Annotated in this window: 17 protein-coding genes and 1 pseudogene; 13 read left to right on the top strand and 5 right to left on the bottom strand. The window is 72.1% G+C overall.

Annotated elements, in window-relative coordinates:
• Positions 1-8: 8 nt before the first annotated feature.
• Positions 9-1,331 carry an NAD(P)-dependent oxidoreductase gene (locus tag OV079_RS48730; RefSeq protein ID WP_267777102.1) on the bottom strand — a complete coding sequence of 441 codons (1,323 nt, stop codon included), beginning with the start codon at positions 1,329-1,331 and terminating at the stop codon, positions 9-11.
• A gap of 247 nt (positions 1,332-1,578) precedes the next feature.
• On the opposite strand from OV079_RS48730, the gene OV079_RS48725 reads away from it, so the two are divergent.
• From OV079_RS48725 to OV079_RS48675, 11 genes are all read left to right on the top strand, one after another.
• A complete protein-coding gene (locus tag OV079_RS48725; RefSeq protein WP_267777101.1) occupies positions 1,579-2,382 on the top strand; it encodes a PASTA domain-containing protein in 804 nt (267 codons plus the stop codon).
• A 257-nt stretch (positions 2,383-2,639) separates the two neighbouring features.
• Positions 2,640-2,930 (top strand): heavy-metal-associated domain-containing protein, encoded by a 291-nt coding sequence (locus OV079_RS48720; RefSeq protein ID WP_267777100.1) that lies wholly within the window; start codon positions 2,640-2,642, stop codon positions 2,928-2,930.
• A 57-nt stretch (positions 2,931-2,987) separates the two neighbouring features.
• Positions 2,988-3,779 (top strand): methyltransferase domain-containing protein, encoded by a 792-nt coding sequence (locus tag OV079_RS48715; RefSeq protein WP_267777099.1) that lies wholly within the window; start codon positions 2,988-2,990, stop codon positions 3,777-3,779.
• The gene (locus OV079_RS48710) at positions 3,776-4,693 is read left to right on the top strand and encodes an alpha/beta fold hydrolase (RefSeq protein WP_267777098.1); all 918 of its coding nucleotides are present in this window, start codon (positions 3,776-3,778) and stop codon (positions 4,691-4,693) included. The genes OV079_RS48715 and OV079_RS48710 overlap by 4 nt, the downstream gene beginning before the upstream one ends.
• Positions 4,694-4,721: 28 nt before the next feature.
• The gene (rlmN, locus tag OV079_RS48705; RefSeq protein ID WP_267777097.1) at positions 4,722-5,816 is read left to right on the top strand and encodes a dual-specificity RNA methyltransferase RlmN; all 1,095 of its coding nucleotides are present in this window, start codon (positions 4,722-4,724) and stop codon (positions 5,814-5,816) included.
• 208 nt (positions 5,817-6,024) lie between these two features.
• Positions 6,025-7,170 (top strand): Coq4 family protein, encoded by a 1,146-nt coding sequence (locus OV079_RS48700; RefSeq protein ID WP_267777095.1) that lies wholly within the window; start codon positions 6,025-6,027, stop codon positions 7,168-7,170.
• A 6-nt stretch (positions 7,171-7,176) separates the two neighbouring features.
• Positions 7,177-7,494, top strand: a complete 318-nt coding sequence (locus OV079_RS48695; RefSeq protein ID WP_267777094.1) for a 4a-hydroxytetrahydrobiopterin dehydratase — start codon at positions 7,177-7,179, stop codon at positions 7,492-7,494.
• Between the two features lie 13 nt (positions 7,495-7,507).
• On the top strand, positions 7,508-7,924 hold the full coding sequence (locus OV079_RS48690) for a hypothetical protein (protein ID WP_267777092.1): 417 nt from the start codon (positions 7,508-7,510) through the stop codon (positions 7,922-7,924).
• A 443-nt stretch (positions 7,925-8,367) separates the two neighbouring features.
• Positions 8,368-9,216 (top strand): alpha/beta fold hydrolase, encoded by an 849-nt coding sequence (locus tag OV079_RS48685; protein ID WP_267777091.1) that lies wholly within the window; start codon positions 8,368-8,370, stop codon positions 9,214-9,216.
• 117 nt (positions 9,217-9,333) lie between these two features.
• A complete protein-coding gene (locus OV079_RS48680; RefSeq protein WP_267777089.1) occupies positions 9,334-9,711 on the top strand; it encodes a response regulator in 378 nt (125 codons plus the stop codon).
• Positions 9,708-10,574 carry a hypothetical protein gene (locus OV079_RS48675; RefSeq protein ID WP_267777086.1) on the top strand — a complete coding sequence of 289 codons (867 nt, stop codon included), beginning with the start codon at positions 9,708-9,710 and terminating at the stop codon, positions 10,572-10,574. The genes OV079_RS48680 and OV079_RS48675 overlap by 4 nt, the downstream gene beginning before the upstream one ends.
• Positions 10,575-10,799: 225 nt before the next feature.
• On the opposite strand, the gene OV079_RS48670 is transcribed toward OV079_RS48675, so the two are convergent.
• Positions 10,800-12,239, bottom strand: a complete 1,440-nt coding sequence (locus tag OV079_RS48670; RefSeq protein ID WP_267777084.1) for an OmpA family protein — start codon at positions 12,237-12,239, stop codon at positions 10,800-10,802.
• A gap of 449 nt (positions 12,240-12,688) precedes the next feature.
• Between OV079_RS48670 and OV079_RS48665 the strand changes: the two genes are divergently transcribed.
• Positions 12,689-14,998: a hypothetical protein gene (locus OV079_RS48665; protein WP_267777082.1), complete on the top strand. Its 2,310-nt coding sequence runs from the start codon at positions 12,689-12,691 to the stop codon at positions 14,996-14,998.
• A gap of 221 nt (positions 14,999-15,219) precedes the next feature.
• Here the strand turns inward: OV079_RS48665 and OV079_RS48660 are convergent, their stop codons facing one another.
• The 3 genes from OV079_RS48660 to OV079_RS48650 form a co-directional block, all read right to left on the bottom strand.
• Positions 15,220-15,594, bottom strand: a complete 375-nt coding sequence (locus OV079_RS48660; protein WP_267777081.1) for an Hsp20/alpha crystallin family protein — start codon at positions 15,592-15,594, stop codon at positions 15,220-15,222.
• A 67-nt stretch (positions 15,595-15,661) separates the two neighbouring features.
• Entirely contained in the window at positions 15,662-16,102 is a 441-nt protein-coding gene (locus tag OV079_RS48655) for an Hsp20/alpha crystallin family protein (RefSeq protein WP_267777078.1), read from the bottom strand.
• A 330-nt stretch (positions 16,103-16,432) separates the two neighbouring features.
• A complete protein-coding gene (locus OV079_RS48650) occupies positions 16,433-19,171 on the bottom strand; it encodes a TonB-dependent receptor domain-containing protein (RefSeq protein ID WP_267777076.1) in 2,739 nt (912 codons plus the stop codon).
• An 11-nt stretch (positions 19,172-19,182) separates the two neighbouring features.
• Here OV079_RS48650 and OV079_RS59910 point away from each other — a divergent pair.
• Positions 19,183-20,151, top strand: a pseudogene (locus OV079_RS59910) (metallophosphoesterase); the annotation flags it as partial.
• Positions 20,152-20,244: the final 93 nt, after the last annotated feature.

Raw genomic sequence — 20,244 nt, 5'->3', positions numbered from 1 at the left:
TGGATCCTTTACTTGCTCGCGCCCGTCGTGAGCGCCCGATCGATCGCCAGCGCCGCCCGCTTGCCCTCGGCGACCGCGTTGACGACCTCCTTGCCGCCGTTGGCGCAGTCGCCCCCGGCGAACACCCGCGGGTTGCCCGTGGCTCCGTCGGCGTCGACGACGAGCCGCCCGCCCTCGAGCTGCACCCCACCGAGCCCCGCGACCAGCTCGCCCAGCCGCGCCTGCCCGATCGCCAGCAGCACCAGCTTCGCCGGCACCTCGAACTCCTGGCCCGGCAGCGGCCGCTTGTCGGCCCCGAGCTTGACGCAGCGCAGCCCGGCGACCCGCCCGTCGCGGCCGACGTAGGCCGTCGGCTGGGTGTGCCACAACGATCGCACGCCCTCGATCTTCGCGGCCTTCCACTCGTGTTCGTAGCCGCTCATCGCCGCCTCGTCGCCGCGGTACAGCATCGTCACCTCGGGCACCCCGAGCCCGACCAGCTCGCGCACCGCGTCGACCGCAGTGTTGCCGCCGCCGACCACGACCGCCCGCTGGACGCCCGCGAGGTCGACGCGGCCGAGCTTGAACTTCTCGATGAACGCCACCGCCCCGTCGATGCCCGCGAGCTCCTTGCCGGGGATCTCGAGCGTGCGATCGGCCCCGAGCCCCACGCCGATGAACAGCGCGTCGTGACGAGCCAGCAGCGCGTCCCACGTGACGTCGCGGCCGACCTGGACGCCGGACTCGACGGCGATGCCGCCGATGCCGAGCACGTAAGCGACCTCGGCGAGAGCATCGTCGGCGCGCAGCTTGTAAGGCGCGACGCCGGTGGTGTTGAGCCCGCCGAGCCACTTGCCGGCGTCGTAGATCGTGCAGGCGTGGCCGCGACGGCGCAGCTCGTGCGCGGCGGCCAGCGAGGCCGGACCGCCGCCGACCAGGCCGACCGAGCGACCGCTGTCGGGCCCGGCCTCGAAGTAGCGCCAATCCTCGGCGAGCGCCGCGTCGGTGGCGTAGCGCTGCAGCCGGCCGATGGCGATCGGCGGCGCGTCCATCTCGTTGTACACGCAGCCGCCGACGCACAGGACCTCGACCGGGCACACGCGGGCGCAGCTCATGCCGAAGATGTTGGCGTCGAGGATGGTGCGCGCCGAACCTTTGAGGTTGCCGGTGGAGATCTTGCGGATGAACTCCGGGATATCGATGCCGGTCGGGCACTTCTGCACGCACGGCGCGTCGGCGCAGTAGAGGCAACGGTTGGCCTCGGCGAGCGCCTGCGCCGGGCCGAGCGCGGGCTTGTAGTCGCCGAAGCCGGCCTCGGAGCGGTCCTCGGGGAGCGTACGTGGATCGACCATCGGGCCTGCGATCATACACCCGCCCGCACGCCCGCGCGCCTTTTCTCGCGCGGCGGGACCCGGTCCGCCTCGACCGACCGCGGCCGCGCCCGCGACCCGAGGCTCGGGACCTGCGCAGGCTCCTCCGCCGCTCCTGCCCGAAGGCCAGTTCGTGGCCCTGCACGGCCCGCCCGGCCCGGTAAGTCTTTGCGGCCAGACCGCCGGCCGGGGTATGCTTCGCGGGAGCCCTACGCCCGCCCGGACGCCCATGAACGACACCGTCAAGATGTTTCTGATCTCGCTGATTACGGCCGTCCTGGTCCAGGTGCTGCTGGGGCCGCAGATCCAGCGGATGCAGCAGCAACAGCACCAGGGCGCGGCCCCGGTGGCCGTGGCGCCGGCGCCGGTGCAGGCCGCGCCGACGCAGCCGACCCCGCAGGCCCCGGCCCAGCCGGCGCCGCAGGCCGAGGCGGCGATTCCGGCGCCGGAGTTCGTCGGAACGACGATCAAGGACGCCCGCAAGATCGCGGTGTCGCAGAGCATCATCATCATCCAGGACGGCGACCGCGAGGCGCCGGACAAGACCCCCGGCGAGATCCTCGAGCAGAACCCGACCGCCGGCACGATGCTCACCAGCACCCGCGAGATCCGGGTCATCGTCGCCCGCGCCCGCGAGGCCAAGGTCCCCAACCTGGTCGGCAAGCCGATCGCCGAGGCCAAGTCCACGCTCGCGGGCCTGGGCGTCGAGTTCACCGAGGTCCCGAAGGACTCGAGCAAGACCCCCGGCACGATCCTGAGCCAGAAGCCCGCCGCCGGCGTCAAGGTCCAGCCGGGCACCAGCGTCGAGCTGACGATCGCCGCCCTCCCCCTCATCGAGGTGCCCGCGGTCACCGGCAAGTACCTCAACAAGGCCAAGACGGTGCTCAAGGACTCGGGCCTCGACGTCGGCGACGTGAAGCGCGTCGAGCACGAGGAGCACGGCGAGAACTACGTGCTCAAGCAAGACCCGGCCGCCGGCGCCAAGGTCCCGTTCGGCACGACGATCACCCTCACGGTGGTCGCCCCCAACTGATTTTAAAGAGACATCGAGAAGGCCGCGAGGCCGCCGACGAACCGCCACCGCGCCCGCGCTGGCGGTTTTCTCGCGACCGGGACCCGCTCGGCGACCTCGGCGGGTCGGCGGGGTGCGCCCTCACCGACGAGTTCGACTCGCGGACGATCGTGGCGCTCGCCGGCCGGCGGGTGCGCACGGGCCTCCGGCTGCTCGCCTGCGACGAAGCGTCGTCCGGCTCGCGCGGGCCTGGGTTTTGCGCTTTACTCGCCTCCCTCATGGGCCGGATCGCCGCACTCGTCCTCGCCTTCGCCGCCGCCTGCGCCGCCCCGCCGGAGGTCCGCAACACCCGCTTCGTCGTCGGGGGCATGGTCTGCCACTCGTGCGAGGAGGGCATCTGCGCCGCGGTGCGCAAGCTCGACGGCGTCGAGGCCTGCACCGCCGACCACGCCGCCGGCGCCGCCGAGGTCCGCCACGACCCGGCCCGCGCCCCGGCCGCCGCGATCGCCGACACCATCACCAAGCTCGGCTACACCGCCGCTCCGGCCGCCGCTCCGGCCGCGCCATGAGCTGTCCTTTCAGACCTGTCCTCTCGCACCTGCCCCTCACGACCTGGCCTTCACGACATGTCCTTGCCTTCCGAACTGTGCTGCCCGGCCTGCCGCGGCCCGCTCGCCGTCGAGGGCGTCGGCGCGGCCTGCCGCGCGTGCGACCTGCGTTACCCGGGCGACCGCGGCTACCTCGACTTCCTGCCCGACCTCGGCGCCGCGGGCGAGGGGCTCGGCCCGCGGCTGATGCACAGCCGGGCGCTGGCCCGCGTGTACGAGCGGCTGTGGCGGCCCTTCTTCGTCACCGTCGCCAGCAACGGCCTGCCCGACTACCGGGCCGAGTTCGAGGCGGTGCTGGCGGCGCTGGCTTCGGCGGAGGGCGGCGCGGTGGTCGACCTCAGCTGCGGCCCCGGCTTCACCGGGCGCAAGCTGGCCGAGTCGGGCCGGTTCGCGCGGGTGTTCGGGGTCGACTGGTCGCTCGCCATGCTGGCCCGCGCGGCCGCCGACAACCGCGGCCTCATGCGGCCCGTCCGCGGCGACGTCGGCCGCCTGCCCTTCAAGACAGCCAGCATCGCCGGCGTGCACGCGGGCGCGGCCTTCCACGTGTGGCCCGACCCGCCGGCCGCCGTCGCCGAGGTCGCGCGGGTGGTCCGCCCGGGCGGCGCCTTCGTCGCCAGCACCTTCGCCCACACGAGCGGCCTGCGGCGCAGGTTCGAAACGGTCGTCTCGCGCGTCGGCCAGTTCCACGTGTTCGAGGTCGACCAGCTGCGCGGCATGCTGAGCGCCCACGGCCTGGTCGACTTCGACTGCGAGCGGCGCGGCTCGCTGATCCTCTTCTGGGCCCGCCGGGCCGGAGCCCCCGCCGCGTGATCGCCGAGCACCGGGTCCGGGCCGCCGACGGCTGGCGCCTCTCCGTCCTCGACCTCCAGCCCGCAGGCGCCGCGTGGGGCGTCGTCGTCGTCGGTCACGCGATCATGGTCGACCGCCGCACCTTCCTCCGCCGCGACCGCCCGTGCCTGGCCCGCACCCTGTGCGACGCCGGCCTGCGCGTGCTGCTGCCGGATCTACGGGGCCACGGCGCCAGCGGCCCCGACCCCGCCCGCGGCGGCGACTGGTCCTACGATCAATTGGTGGAGGACACCGCGGTCTACCTCGACCTGGCCCGCCGCCTCGCCCCCGACCTCCCGCTGGCCACCCTCGGCCACTCGCTGTTCGGCCACACCACCACCGCCTGGTGCACCACCGCCGCCGCGCGCGAAAGCGCCCCGGCCGCCCACGTGGCCCTGTGCGCCGATTTCTGGCTGCCCGACACCGAAGATCGCCCGCTCGTGTGGGCGCTCAAGCGGCTGGTCATGGCCGTGGGCACCCGCTTCACCGGCGTGCTCGGCCGCCTGCCCGCGCGCGGGTTCGGCGTCGGCAGCGCCGACGAGGCCTACTCCTGCTTCGACGACCTCCGCCGCTGCATCGCCGAGGACGGCTGGCGGGCCCGCAGCGGCCACGACTACCGGGCCGGCCTCGCCGGCGTCGACCTGCCGGTGTTGCTCGTGCTCAGCGAAGGCGATCGCGTGGCCTCCCCGCGCACCGCGGAGCGCCTGTGGTCGCCCTTGCCGCGCCGCACCACCTGGCGGCTCGCGGCCGGCGGCGCCACCGACCAGGACGGCCGCGGCGTGCCCGGGCTCGCCGGCTTCGGCGCCCCGGGGCACATGGCCCCGGTCACCGATCCCGCCAGCGAGCCGCTGTGGCGGGCGATCGCAACCTGGCTCAAAGGCCAGCTGGTCGCCTGAGCCGGCGCGGCTGTGCTATCCCCGACCGGTGCTCCCCCGCGACCACGAAGGACGGCTCCTCCTGAAGGGCGTGCCCCGGCCGCAGCTGCTGGCGTGGGCCGCCGAGCAGGGGCTGCGTCCGGGCCAGGCCGACGCGCTGTGGGCCGCACTCTACCGCAAGCTGCGGTCCGACTTCGCGGTGATGCCCGAGCTCGACCGGGCCGTGCGCGACGGCCTCGCCGCGACCGCGCGGCTCGACGCGCTCCGCCTCGAGTCGGTCAAGCAGGCCGCCGACGGCACCAGCAAGCTGGTCTTCGCGACAGACGACGGCGCCGCCGTCGAGTCGGTGCTCATCCCGGGGCCCGAGCGGGCCACCCTGTGCGTCTCGAGCCAGGTCGGCTGCGCGATGAACTGTCAGTTCTGCCTGACCGCGACCATGGGCCTGGCGCGCAACCTCGGCGCGGCCGAGATCGTCGACCAGCTGGTGATCGCCCGCCGCCGCTTCCCCGACGTGTGGATCTCCAACGTCGTGTTCATGGGCATGGGCGAGCCGCTGCACAACCTCGACCAGGTGCTGCCGGCGATCGCCGTCATGGTCGACGACCACGGCCTCGGCCTGTCGCAGCGGCGGGTGACCGTCTCGACCTCGGGGCTGGTGCCGCAGATCCGCCGGCTCGTCGCCGAGAGCCCGGCGCAGCTGGCGGTCAGCATCAACGCGACCACCGACGAGGTCCGCGACGCGATCATGCCGGTCAACCGCAAGTACCCGCTGGCGGTGCTGTTCGCGGCGCTGCGCGAGCTGCCGCTGGCCCGGCGGGCCCGCGTCACCCTCGAGTACGTGCTCCTGGCCGGCGTCAACGACAGCCTGGCCGACGCCGAGCGGCTGGCCGAATGGGTCCGCGGCCTGCCCTGCAAGCTTAACCTGATCCCGTGGAACCCCCACCCGGGCAGTGAGTTTCGCCGGCCCGAGCCGGAGCAGGTCGCGGCGTTCAAGGCCCACCTGCAGGGCCTGCGGCTCAACACCTCGATCCGGGCCACGCGGGGCGACGACACCATGGCGGCGTGTGGGCAGCTCGGTCGGGCCCCGGCGGAGTCCCCGCGGCGGCCCCGGCGCCCCCACGGGCTCCCCGTGATCGCATCCTGATCTCCGCCCCAATGCGGCGTCGCCGCAGCCCCGGGGTGGGGTCTGGCCCGCCGAAACACCGTCCGGCGCCGCGAGATCGGCCATGCGAGGCGAATTCTCGGGCCTCCGCGGCGCCGCGGCGGGCCTCGGCGGTTCCCATGGCCGCGGCTTGTGGGGTACCATGGCAGCAGGCGCGTGAGCGCCGCGTCCTCTCCGAGACACGCCCAGGATGTTCGACCCCTTCAAGAAGCTCAAGCTGGCGAGCGCCTTCCTCGGCGTCGCGGAAGATGCGGTGCGGGCCGACGCCAACCTCGAGCTCGGCGACTTGTTCGGCCGTCTCGACATCCGCAGCCTCGGCCTCGACGTCGCCCGCCTCCTCGATCAGGACGGGGTTCGGCCGCTCTACGACAGCCGTTACCTGCCGCAGCCGGAGTCGCTCGACCGCCTGCACGCGTACGGCGACGGCACTCTCGGCCGCGAGGTCGCCCGCTACCTGCGGGCGCACAAGCAGCAGCGGCTCATCGGCCCTCCGGCTGGCTTCGACTTCCGCGACCCTGCGGCCTACCTCGCGCTGCGGGTCCGCATGACGCACCCGATCATCCACGTGCTCACCGAGTACGACGGCAGCCCGCTCGGCGAGCTCGCGGTCCAGTCGTACTACGTCGGTCAGCTCGGCAACCTCATGAGCGGCGTCATGATCTCGTCGGCGCTGCTGCAGATCACCCGCGACATGCCTGCCAAGCTGGGCGACGCGCTGGCGCTGCTCGCCGAGGCCTACCAGCGCGGGCAGACGGCCAAGCCCTTCCTCGGCATCGCCTGGGAGGAGCTGTGGTCGGCCCAGGTCCCGCAGCTGCGCGAGCTCGCCGACCTCGTGCCGCGCACCTCCAACATCGCCATGCTCGACCTCGACGCGATGGCCGAGGCCGAGGCGCCGCCGCCTCCGCGCGTCAACCTCAGCGGCTTCGGCAGCGCCCCGTCCGAGCCGACTCCGCTGCGCAACGCAGTCGCCGCGCCGGCCGAGAACCGGGCCGAGCCGCGCGGGCGGCCGGTCTCGCAGTCGTCGCTGCTGGCGAGCTTCATGGCCCTGGCCGAGCAGGCGCAGGAGCAGGAGAAGCAGGCGCAGGCCCAGCCGCCGCGGACGCTCGAGCCCGAGTCGGAGGACGGCGAGGCCGAGCCCGAGCTGGTCGACCCGTCGCCGCGGCACGTCGCCAAGCCGCCGCCGCCCCCGCTGCGCGTCCAGTCGCAGCCGCAGCCGCAGCAGCCGCAGCCCCCGCGGCCGCCGTCGAAGCCGCAGCCGCAGCCCGGCTTCTCCATCGAAGAATCCGACCCCAAGATCATGCCGGCCATGTCGCCGGACGATCCAGACTTCTTCTGAGCCGCCATGCCTGCCCGTCTGTCGCCCGAAGCCCGTGCCGCCGCTCTCGCCGCTCTGCCCGGGTGGCGCGAGGTCGAGGGGCGTGACGCCATCTTCCGCAGCCTCCGCTTCGCCGACTTCGGCGCCGCGTTCGGCTTCATGGCTCAGGTCGCTCTCGTGGCCGAGCGGATGAACCATCATCCCGAGTGGTTCAACGTCTACAACCGCGTCGACGTCACCCTCAGCACGCACGACGCCGGCGGGCTGTCGAACCTCGACGTCGAGCTCGCTCAAGCGATCGACCGCATCGCGGCCGCGCTTCCGCCTCCGTCCGCAAGCGAGTAGGCTGGGCGCCGTCATGCGCCGCCTGCTCCTCGTCGTCGCTCCGGCCCTCGTTTTCGCCTGCAGCGGCGCGACGGGCACCAGCAACCCGCCCGCCGGCAAGCCCGCCCCCTCGACCGAGCCTGCGCCGGCCGAGAGCGACAGCGCCGGCTTCGCCGCGCCCGCGGGGGCCGAGGAGCCGCCGCGCGGCAACCCGGCGCAGACCGAGGTCTCGCCCGAGCTGGCCGCGCGGATCAAAGAGAAGTTCGGCGAGCGTTGCCGCTACGAGCGCGCCTGCGGCGACCTGATCGGCGTCGACTGCGAGTCCGCCGTCGACGGCCCGTACCACTACGTCCGCCGCGACTCGCTCGAGATCGTCAGCCGCTGCGGCGGCGCCTGCAGGCTCGGCTGCACCGACTGCCCGCCCAAGGCCTGGACGTGCCCCACCTACTGACCCGGCCGACGCTTCCGACCGTGCCGCGGCCTCGGCTCTCCGCTCCGGGCGCCTGCCCGCCTCGCGCTCGACCCGCGAGCAGCCTCGCGCGTGCGACGAGGCGAAGCGCGTCGTGCCTCCTCGCGCGAACCGCCGGGACGCTTGGCGACGCGTCCCCCGTGACACGCCCCGCGAGCGAACCTGGCTCCGAGGCCAGGCGGCGCCCGCCTCCATCCGCCGCGGGCGGCGGCGCGGCGAACCCGATCGACCCGCGCCCTCGCGCCCGGCGCTCCGCCCCACGCGGCGGCGACCCGCGGCCCGCGGCCTGCGGGCGCCCGCCCCGGCCGTCGGCTCGACCTGCCTCTTCGGACATGCCCGTTCGGACCTGCCCTTTCAGACCTGCCCCTTCGGACCTGCCCTTTTCGACCTGTCCCATCTGACCTGTCCTCACGGAGCTCACGCCCATGTTCGTCCTGCCCCTCGCCGAGCGCATGATCCGGCGGCGCCTCCACTCGCTCGGGATCGCCAGCCAGTACCACGCCACGCCGCAGGGGCGGCTGCACTACTACGAGGCGCGCGGCGAGGGCCAGTCGCCGCCGGTCGTCATTCTGCACGGCTTCGGCGCCAGCGGCAGCAGCTTCGCGCGGGTGATCGCGCTGCTGCGGCGGCGGGTCGGCCAGATCTGGGTGCCCGAGGCGCCCGCCCACGGCTTCAGCTCGAGCAACGGCCGGCTCACGGTCGACGACGCCTACGCCGCGATGGCGCACTTCATGGACGCGCGGCTGCGCGAGCCGGCGATCCTGTTCGGCAACTCGCTGGGCGGCGCGTTCGCCATCCGCTACGCGCTCGAGCGCCCCGAGCGGGTGCGCGGGTTGCTGCTCGCCTCGCCGGCGGGGGCCCTCCTCGACGCCCAGGACTTCGCGGCGCTCACGGGCAGCTTCCGCGTCCGCTCGCTCGGTCAGGCGCGCGATCTCCTCGACCGCCTCTATCACGAGCCCCCCTGGTACAACACCCTCCTCGCGCCCGACATCCTGCGCCGCTTCGCGCTCGGCCCGCTGCGGCACGTGCTCGAGTCGTTCCGCCCCGAGCACATGTTCACGCCCGACGAGCTGGCCGCTCTGCGGCCGCCGACGCTGATCTTGTGGGGTCGGTCGGAGCGGCTGCTCCCGAGCGCGTCGCTGGAGTTCTTCCGCCGGGCCGTCCCCGCGCACGTGCGCATCGAGGAGCCGGACGGGTTCGGTCACTGTCCCTACCTCGACCGTCCGCGCGCCGTGGCCGACCGGATCGCCGCCTTCGTCGACGAGCTGAGGTGATCGCCCGCGTCCTGCGCCCGCCCGAGGGGCCGCGCGTGCGGACCTGTCCGCTCGTGCTTTTCGGCCGCGCCGCAGGCGCCCCTCCGGTTCCCCCGCAAGCGGTGCTAAGGTGGCGTCGTGGCTCATCCAGGCGTGGTCTTCCTCGACGACGACGAGGATTTGCGCGACTTGTTCGTGGATGTGGTCGCCCTGCTGGCCGAGCGCGAGTGCTTGACGGTCGGCAGCGTCGACGAGTTGGTCCACAACCGCAAGCGGGTGCTCGACGCGAAGCTGGTGATCCTCGACATCAACCTCGGGCCCGGCCTGCCGAGCGGGCTCGACGCCTACAAATGGTTGCGCGAGCAGAACTACCGCGGCCGGATCGTCTTCCTCACCGGTCACGCCGCCTCGCACCCGCTGGTCGCCGAGGCGCGCCAGCTCGCCGGTGTGCGCGTGTACGAGAAGCCCCTGCCGGTGCCGACGATCGCCCGCTTGCTCGAGCTGGAGCCGCATTGACCCCCCGGAGCTTCGCCGCGTTGCACGCCCGCCACGTCTGGCGCGGCACGCTTATCGCGGCGCTGCTCAACGCCTGCCTCTACCCGCTCGATGTCCTGCGCGGGCGCGACATCGGACCGGCGCCGTGGTGGCCGGTGCTCGGCGCGAGCGCGGTCGGCTTCCTCATCGCCGCCTTCATCCTCGTGGTCCATCGCCGGCGGCCGCAGGGCGTCCACCTCGGCTCGGCCCTGTTCATCCTCAACCAGGCCGCGATCCTCGCCTCCGCGCAGATCATGGGCCCGTACCAGCTGCAGGACCCCAACCTCATCCCGTTCCAGGTCCACAAGCTCGGCGCCCTCACCGTCGCGATCCTCGCCCCCGAGCGCTGGGCCGGCCTCCTCTGCATCTTCGCGTTCGCGCTGATCCCCGTGCTCCAATTCGTCCGCCTCGACCCCGCCCAGCAGGCCCGCATCGACACCAGCGAGCCGCTGGTCCTGCTCGTGTACGGCGCCGTGGGTGCCGTGCTGCTGCTGTACCGCCTGCGCGGCCTGGCCACCGAGCGCGCGCTCGTGCAGGCCCAGACCGAGGCCGCGGACGCCCGCCGCACCGCGCGCCTGCTGCTCGCGGTGCGCGACCTGTCGAACACGCCGCTGCAGGTGATCGCGCTCGCCAGCGCCGCCGCCCGCCGCCGCAGCCCCGGCCTCGGGGAGCCGCTCGATCGCCTCGACCGCGCGCTCGAGCGCCTGCGCGCGCTGCACCAGCCGCTCAAGGCCTACGAGGCCGACCTCGAGTGGCGCCCGGGCGACGAGTCGATCGACGCCGAGGCGGTGCTCGCCGCCGCCGGAGAAGAGGCCCGGATCCGCCGCTCCAGCGCCTCCGTCTGACACCTGTCCCCCGGGACAGCCTCTGATCATTGTCCATGTCGGCATGCATGTCTCGAGAGACATGCCTCGTGCGACATGTCCTCGGCGCCATGCTCGCTGCGATCCGCCTGACCTCGGTGCGACCTACCGACCTCGCGACGGCGCCGGCTCGCGGAGCCGGCGCCGTGGGCCGGCGTGACTCGCCTGCTGCGAGTCACGCCGGCCGAGCCTGTCCCGGAGGACAGCTCACTGCAGCTTGAACTCGATGCGGCGGTTCTGCGACTTGCCCTTCGCGGTCTTGTTGTCGGCGATCGGCTCGTCGGGTCCGGCGCCGCGGGTCGAGATCCGGCCGCCGTCGATGCCCTTGTCGACCAGGTACTGCTTGACCGCGTCGGCGCGGCGCTTCGACAGGTCGATGTTGTGGTCGCGGTCGCCGGTGCTGTCGGTGTGGCCGCTGATCTCGACCTTGACGTCGGGGAAGTCCTTGAGGACCTTGACCGCGTTGTCGAGGGTGGCGCGCGACGTCTTCTTGATCGAGTCCTTGTCGACGTCGAAGAAGATGCCCTTGATGACGCCGGTGAACTTGGTGACCGCGCGCGGCACCTCGTCGGCGCAGCCGTCCTGGTCCTGGTACTGGTTCTTCGTCTCCGGGATGTCGGGGCACTTGTCCTCGGCGTCGGGGATCCCGTCCTTGTCGCGGTCGGGCGGCGGGCAGCCGTCGGGCGCGACGCCGGGGACCTCGGGGCACTTGTCCTTGCTGTCGACGAAGCCGTCGCCGTCGCTGTCCTTCTCCGGGCAGCCGTCGGGCGCGACGCCCGGCTCCTGCGGGCAGGCGTCCTGGCTGTCGAGGAAGCCGTCGCCGTCGCTGTCGGGCTCGGGCGCGGGCGTGGCCAGCGGGCAGCCGTCGGGCGCGACGCCCGGGGTCGTCGGGCACTTGTCGACCTTGTCCTTGAAGCCGTCGCCGTCGCTGTCCGGGTCCGGCGCCGGGGCCGGCTTCTTCTTGTTGAGGACGATCGACAGGCCGAGCAGGACCTCGAGGTGGTTGGTGCGGCCGCCGTCGGTGCGGTACTGCGCGGTCGCGTTGTCGCGCACGTCGAGGCGGAGCAGCAGGCGCTGGTTGACGTAGAACTTCACGCCGCCGCCGAAGTGGAGCGTCGGGTCGATGTCCTTGCCGAGCCCGCTGGTGCCCATGAGGCCGTAGCCGATGAGGGCGAACGGCGCGATGCGGTACGGCAGCTGGAGGATACCGTAGCCGCGGAACATCCCGATCACCGCGCTCTGGCCCGAGGTCGCCGTCTTCGTCGGGGCCACGCCGCCCTCGATCTCGAGGCCGAGGAACGACAGCGGGTAGTAGCCGAAGCGCAGGCCGATGTCGGGCGCGACCGTCTTGTACGGCTGCCAGGTGACGCTCGGGTCGCCGGGGTTGTAGAGCTCGTGCTCCTTGGACGGCAGCAGGATGCCGCCGTAGATGCCGAGCTCGAGCTGGTTGCGGGTCGGGCGGTGGCGCTTGATCCACGGGGTGTCGTCACCGTCGGCCGCGCCCTGCTGCTTCTTCTTGGCCTTCTTCGCCGGCTTCGAGGCGTTCGCGTCGGCCGACGCGCCGGCGGGCGACACGGACACGGAGCCGCCCGCGGCCGCGCCGGCGGGCTCGGCCGCGCGCGCGGTCGAGGAGATCGAGAGGGCCATGGCTGCCACGACAGAGAAAGAGACTGGACATGGTCGAACCCACGACTGCCGTCGCACGGACGACGGCGGCCAGGTTTGTACATAAGATCGGCGGCGCTGCCTAGCGAATTGCTCGCACGAGCGACGACGCGGATCACAGCGAATCACGTGCACACCCTCCGCAAACGCGACCTGTACGTTCCGACAGATTTTCGCCCAGAAGGCTACCTATCACAGTTTTACTGGCGTTTTACGAGGCGCCCACGCGGCGGCCCGGGCGCCCGCTCGGCGCCCGCCCGCGCCCGCCCGCGCCCGAGCTGGTCCTCGGGACATGTCGCCTGACAGGTGTGCGTCCACGCGCCGGGGTCTGCTCGTGCGCTTGTGCGTGAGCGACGACCTCGACGCGCTTGACGCCCCGCCACGCCCGCGCTCACCATCGGCGCATGCTTCGATTTGATGTGCGAACCAGCTTGGTAGGCGGCCTCGGCCTGCTCGCGCTCGAGGGCTGCGGCAACGTGTGCGGCGACGACGGCCTCGTGTGGAACCAGGCCGACAACCCCGCGTGTCAGCAGGTCACCGCGAGCGAGGGCGACTCGGAGACGACGACCGAGACCACGACGGTCGACCCGACCGACACCGCGCCGACGACGACGATGGACACGCCGACCTCGACCATGGGCATGGGCGAGATGTGGTGCAAGGACGCCGACGGCGACGGCTTCGGCGACCCGACGATGTGCCAGCCGGACATGTTCCCCGGGTCCGTCCCCAACGCTGACGACTGCGCCGACGACAACGCCGACGCGTTCCCCGGCTCGGCCGAGGCCGAGTCGATGACCGCCTGCATGGAGGACGCCGACGGCGACGGCTGGGGCGACAGCGACCCGCCCGAGGGCGTCGAGCCGGGCACCGACTGCGCCGACGACAACGCCAACGCGTTCCCGGGCGCGGCCGAAGCCGAGTCGATGACGGCCTGTATGGAGGACGCCGACGAGGACGGCTGGGGCGACGACATGCCGCCGGAGGGCGTCGATCCGGGCACCGACTGCAACGACGACAACAGCACGATCTTCCCCGGCGCCGCCAAGGACCTGCCCGCCGATCAGTGCACGCAGGACTCCGACGGCGACGGCTCGGGCGACAGCATGCCCGACGATCCGGACGTCCCGCCGGGCAACGACTGCGCCGACGACGACCCGGCCACCTTCCCCGGCGCCGCGCCCAACGACAGCCCCGAGGCGTGCATGACCGACGCCGACGGCGACGACTGGGGCGACGACATGCCCTCGGTGCCCGAGGCCGTGCCCGGCACCGACTGCGCCGACGACAACCCCAACGCGTTCCCGGGATCGGCCGAGAACGACTCCGAGAGCGCGTGCATGGAGGACGAGGACGGCGACGGCTGGGGCGACGACATGCCGCCCGAGGGCGTCACGCCGGGCACCGACTGCGACGACACCGACGCGGCCACCGGCCCCGGCGCGGCCGAGAACGAGGTCGACCCGAACGTGTGCCAGACCGACGCCGACGGCGACGGCTGGGGCGATCCGGACCCGGACGACGACGGCGCGGTGCCCGGCACCGACTGCGACGACAACGACGCGTTCACCTTCCCCGGCGCCGCGCCCAACGACGACCCGACGGCGTGCATGACCGACGCCGACGAGGACGACTGGGGCGACATGATGCCCGAGCCCGGCGTCACGCCCGGCACCGACTGCACCGACCGCGACCCGAACGTCCACGAGAACTGCGCGCGCTGCAACCCGAACGAGGTCAAGTGCGTCGACAAGGACCTCCACACCTGCAACGAGAGCGGCACCGCCGAGGACGTCCAGACCTGTGACCACGGCTGCGACGACGACGGCCTCAAGTGCTGGGACCCGCTCTCGGTCGAGGCCGGCGACAGCATCTGCGTCGACCTCAACATGCCCGCGCAGCTGAACGCGGTGGCCATGGGCGGCGACGGCAACTACGCCTACAACTGGACCCCGGCCGACACCCTGAGCGACGGCATGATCGCCAACCCGATGGCGACCCCCGTCGGCCCGACGACCTACACCATCGACGTCAGCGACGGCGAGGGCAACATGGCGTCCGACAGCGTCACCGTCTACCTCAAGAACCAGACGCTGCAGCTCGACCCGCAGATCTGCGAGACCTACGACTTCCCGGACGAGGCCGACGCGGCCACCAACTGGCAGTGGAACAACAACACCAAGACGCTGTGCCAGACGATCAACGGCAAGAGCGCGGCGCTGTTCTGCGGCTGGGACCTCGACAACGCCACCATCACCGGCACCTTCCAGGTCACCGACGACACCAACGACGACGACTGGATCGGCTTCATGTGGGGCCTCCAGGACACCGACCACTACTACCTGTTCTCGTGGAAGCGCGTCGGTCAGGACTTCGCCAACTGCGGCGGCAACCTGCCCGCCGGCATGCAGGTCAAGGTCGTCAACGTCGCCGACCCGATGAACGCGCCGCAGACGTGCGCCGACCGGCTCCAGCCGGCCGACACCGCCAACTCGAAGCTGCTCGTGCCCGTCGGCGAGTTCACCACCACCGGCTGGACCGAGGCGACCGAGTACACCTTCGAGCTGACCCACAAGGCGAACGGCGAGATGACGATCATCGTCCGCCTCAAGGCCAACAACAACGTCGTCGCCATGAAGACCTTCATGGACACGACCTACCCCAACGGCAAGTTCGGCATGTACACGAAGTCACAGGTCAACGCCTGCTTCTCGAACTTCGTCGCCAGCTGCGTGCCCTGAGCGACGTGTCCGCCAGGACATGAACGACAGGCCGCCGCGTCACCCGACGCGGCGGCCTCGCCACTTCGCGCCGCGTCCTGACACATGTCCCGAGAGACATACTGACAAAAGACCCAAAGAGAGGCGCGCCGGCCCGAGCCGGCGCGCCTCTCAGGATGCGCCTTTTTACGATGCACCTCCCTTCGCTTGGGGACGCGACCTCGCAGAGGAAGTGAGGCGAGCTAGGCCGACTTGACCGCGATCTGCCGCGGCTTGACGCGGCTGGCCTTGGGGAGGGTGAGCTCGAGCACCCCGGCCTGCAGCTTGGCGTCGATCTTGGAGGCGTCGACGGTCTCGGGGATCGAGAACCGGCGGACGTAGTCGGCGGCGGTGAACTCGGCGCCGAGGACCTCGCCGTTGCCGTTGTCGGCCCGCGACGCGCGGATCGTCAGCTCACCGTCTTCGAAGCGGATCTGCACGTCGTCGCCCTTCACGCCCGGCAGGTCGGCCAGCACCAGGTACTGCTCCTGGTTCTCGTAGATGTCGACCGGCGGGGCGATGACGGGGCGGCCGCGGGTGCTCTCGACGGCCGGCCCGTTCGGCTTCGACTGGGACACTGGGTGGTGGTCTCTTGGGACATGGCTGAAAGTTCCTCTCGTGTGAAGTCGTGGGGGTCGCGCTCGCTCAGGCCGCCTTGACCGTGATCTGCTTGGGCTGCGACTCGGGGTGCTTGGGCATGGTCACGACCAGGAGCCCGTTCTTGAGCTCGGCGGCGACCTTGTCCACGTCGATGCGCGCCGGCAGGGCGAAGCTGCGGGAGAAGCGGAGGTCGCCGCGCTCGCGCCGGTGCACCGCGTAGCCCTTGGGGGCGGTGGCCTTGCGCTCGCCGCTGACGGTCAGGCTGTCCTGCGTGGCCGACAGCTGCAGCTCGGCGTCGGCGAGGCCCGGCACCTCGGCGACCAGGACGAACGCGTCCTTGGTGTCGCGCAGGGCGGCGCGCGGGAAGGCCAGGTTCTGGCCGCGGCCCTCGCTGTCGGCGTACTCGCGCAGCGCCTGGTCCATGCGCCGGCGGAGGCTGTCAAAGGTGCGCAGTGGGTCGTTGAAGTCCATCCAGTAGCTCAGCATGGTCGTGTCTCCTGTGTCGCTCGTCGGTCGGTTTGGTGGTGCGTTCGCGGCTCCGCCGTCACCCCGCGCCCGGCGGGCACGTGACGGCCCGCGGATCGGTGGTAGATTGGCTGGCGTGCGCCGGAGCCCTCTGCGGGCTCCCCGGCGGCCTCGGCGGGTCGTCCCGCACCGGCGCTGACAAACTATTGCCGAGTCCTCGAGTGTCAAGGGCGCCTCGAACAGGTCCGGCGAGGGGCGACCCGGATCACGCGCGCGACGCCGGCGCGCATCTGCACGGCGCCCGCTTCGCTGTCAGATGAGGCCGGTGCCCGTGTCAGGGCGCCGCCGCTGTCAGAACTCGAGCCGCACGCCGAGCGACGGCAAGATCGGCAGGCCGGTCTGCAGCTGGCGCTGCTGCAGGTTGTACGAGTAGACCCACGCCTCGCCGTTCTGGCGGTTGTAGACGTTGATGATGTCGAGATAGAAGTTCGCCGTCACGCGCTTGAAGGTGAAGCGCTTGTCGACGCGCAGGTCGAGCTGGTGGAACGCCGGCAGCCGCTCGTCGCGGCCGAACCACGGCTCGTAGCCGTCCTGGACGAACGCGCTGTCGAAGTAGGCGACCGACGGGTTGCCGCTGACCAGGCGGAAGCGGCCGCCGATCTGCCAGCCGCGCGGCAGCTTGTAGACGGCGAGGATCGTGAGGATGTGCGGCTGGTCGAAGCTGAACGGCCGGTACTCGGCGCCGGGCCGGGCCTGGATCAGGCTCTTCATCAAGGTGTAGCTGACCCACCCGAACAGCCGCTTGGTGAGCGCCTTGCGGACCAGCAGCTCCATGCCGAAGATCTGGCCGGTGCCCTGGTTGGCGAAGTTCTCGAGCCGGATGTCGCCCGACACCGGGTCGCGCATGAGCACGCTCGAGGACGTCGAGCGGTCGAACACGTACTTGTAGAAGCCGGTGACCTCGGCCTCGACGCCGACGCTCTCGAACACCTGGGCCACGCCGAGGCTGGTGTGGACCGCCCGCTCGATGCCGGAGCGCGGGTTGCCCCACACGGGCGCCAGGCTGATGAGGTCGGGGATCTGGCTGTAGAGGCCGACGCCGCCCTTGATCGCGGTGTTCTCGCCGACCTGCCAGTTGAAGCGCACGCGCGGGTCGACGGTCGCCTTCTTCACCGCCAGCGCGTAGTAGGTCATGCGCGCGCCCGGGTAGAGCGTGAAGCGCTCGCCGAGGCCGATCGTCGCGGTGGTGTAGATCGCCGGGGTGGCGTAGTTCTGGCCGACGTCGGCGACGTTGTAGACCCCGGTGTCGCCGGTCCCGGCCGCGGCCGGCACGCTCGGCGCCCGCGCCCCGATCTCGTAGCGGCCGGCCTGCAGCTCGGTGCCGATGCGGATCGCCGAGCGCGAGCTCAGCTGCCGCGACGCCTCGGCGCGCCAGCTGAACTCGTACTTGGGGAAGTTGAAGGTGAACAGCCCGCCGAACGCCCCCGACAGCGACTGGTAGCTGATCGACGGCGTGATCAGGAAGTCCCACGGGCCGTCCTGCTTGCGGTACACGAGGTCGAGGCGGTGGAACAGGATCGCCGTGCGCGCCTGGTTCTCCGAGCCCGTCATCGTCTCGTTCGGGCCCTGGGCGATGACCCGCAGGCGGTCGTCGGAGCCGAACCACCGCACCGACAGCTCGCCGCCGCCGACCGGGTAGTCGAACAGGAATTGATAGTCGTAGTAGCGCGGCGCCTGCGACAGGCCGAGGCCGATGTCCTTCGGCAGCGCGGCCTTGAGGATCGCGTCGACGTAGCTGCGGCGGAAGCTGGTGACGAAGCTGCCCTTCTTGATCGGGCCCTCGAGCATGATGCCGGCGTCGAACACGTCGGCGTCGACGTAGCCGTGGTAGCCGTCGCGCCGGCCCTTGCGCGGGTTGACGTTGATGATGCCGCCGATCGCGTCGCCGAACCGGCTGTCGAAGTTGCCGGGGATGAAGTCGATCTGCGCGAGGATGTCGGAGTTGAAGGTCGACGACAGCGCCCCGAAGTGGAACAGCTGCGGGATCTCGTGGTAGCCGAGGTACGTCTTCGAGTCGCCCGGCGCGGCGCCGCGGATGATCAGCAGGCCGAGGCCGAACGGCGCCCGCGCGACGCCGGGGAAGTTCTGCAGCGACTTGAGCGCGTCGCCCTGCGTGCCCGGGAGGTTGTAGATCTCCTCGGGCGTGATCGTGCGGCGCGCGACCTCCTCGCGGGCGTCGCGGCGCTGCTTCACCACCGTGCGGAACGGGTTCGACACCAGCCGCCGCGCGAAGTACTTGACCTCGAGCAGGTCGCCCTTGGCGAGCTCCTCGACCACCTCGTAGCGGTCGAAGCCCTGCGCGAGGGCGATGATGCGGATCTTGCCGTCGGGCACGCCGCGCAGCTCGAACGAGCCGTCGGGGGCGGTCTCGGCGCGCATGGTCCACGCCGGCTCGGGCTCGGTGCCGTAGATCTTTTTGGTGACCTGTCCCACCGGCCAGTCCGGCGGGGCCGGCACCACGAGCACGCTCGCGCCCGAGACGGGCACGCGCTGACCGGCCTCGAGCAGCACGCCGCGCAGCCGGATCGGACCTGTCCCTTGGGACTGCTGAGCGGGTTCGCTCTTGTCCGTCGCGGGTTCGCCCGCGTCGACCTCGGGCGGCGGTTCCGCCGGCTCCGGCGGCAGCGGCGGCGGAGCGGCGATGTCGATGCCGACCTTGAGCACGACCTCGATCGGGCGGCCCTTGTAGAGGCCGGGCGCGTAGCGCAGCTGAGCGACGGCGGACTTGGCGAGCGCGTCGAGCTCGGGGTGCACGCTCTGCACGACCTCGAGCTCCTTGGGGACGCCGTCGACGCCGACCACCAGCTTGACGACGACTTGACCCGACGGCGGCGCGGGCAAGCGGCGCAGATCTTCGGGGTACTCGAGCTCGACGCTGTTCTGCAGCACCGGCTGGACCAGGTCGGCCGGGTCCTGCGCACGCGCGGAACCGGCGTGCAGCGCCGCCGCGAGGGTCAGCACCGCGCCCAGCCCACGCAGGCCGACGGTCCCGATCCAGTGGCAGGCGAGGCGGCGAGGTCGCGGGCGCAAGCGGCAGGAGCATGCTCCAAGCCCGGCGCCCCTGGCTAGTGCCGCCGAAGCCGGCCGCGCGGGGGTGCCCCCCGGCGTGCGCGAGCCCGGGAAGCCGGGGCCCCACCTCCTGCGTAATGTCTCGTTCCCGGGCTTGCCTCGGCGGGGCGCCGGACAATCGTTTTTCCCTGGGGTCGAAAGCCGCGCCGACGCGGCAAGGCCGCTGGCCCCCGGTGGTACACTCGTATCGGCTCCCTGCGGCCCGTTGGCCGCGCAGCTCCGCTCCCATGCGCTCCTTCGGCTGGCTTCACTTCACGGACCTCCACCAGGGCCTCGACGCCCAGGGATGGCTGTGGCCGGGCGTACGCGAGGTCCTGCTGGCCGACCTCGAGAAGCTGCACGCCCGCTGCGGCCCCTGGGACCTGGTCCTGTTCAGCGGCGACCTGACCCAGCGGGGCAGCGCCGCCGAGTTCGCGCGCCTCAACCAAACCCTGCAGCAGCTGTGGGATCACCTCCGCGCCCTCGGCTCGACCCCGGCGCTGGTGGCCGTCCCCGGCAACCATGACCTCATCCGCCCCGACGCGCGCCGGCCCGAGTCGCTGGTGCTCGGCCGCTGGGACACCTATCCCGAAGTACAGGTCGAGTTCTGGCGCGACGCCAGCTCGCCCTACCGCGCCCTCGTCGACCAGGCGTTCGCGCCGTACAGCGAGTGGCTGAAGAACCACCCGTTCGCCGGCCTGCAGCTGCAGCGCGGCATGCTGCCCGGCGACTGCTCGGCGGTGCTGGCCAAGGACGGGCTCAAGCTCGGCATCGTCGGCCTCAACAGCGCCTTCCTGCAGCTCGGCGACGGCGACTACACCGGCAAGCTGGCGCTCGACGTCCGCCAGCTGCACGCGGCCTGCGGCGGCGACGGCCCGGCGTGGGTCAAGGAATGCGACTTCGCCCTGCTGATGACGCATCACCCGCCGAACTGGCTGCAGGCCAAGGCGCGCGACGAGCTGGTCGCCGAGATCGCCCCGCCCGGCCGCTTCGTCGCCCACATCTACGGCCACATGCACGAGCACGCGAGCAGCGTGGTCGCCATCGGCGGCGCG

It is taken from the genome of Nannocystis pusilla (genome assembly GCF_026626665.1).
Taxonomy (GTDB): domain Bacteria; phylum Myxococcota_A; class Polyangia; order Nannocystales; family Nannocystaceae; genus Nannocystis; species Nannocystis pusilla.
The sequence above is the reverse complement of the archived record's forward strand: the minus strand, read 5'-3'. Positions and strand labels throughout refer to the sequence as shown.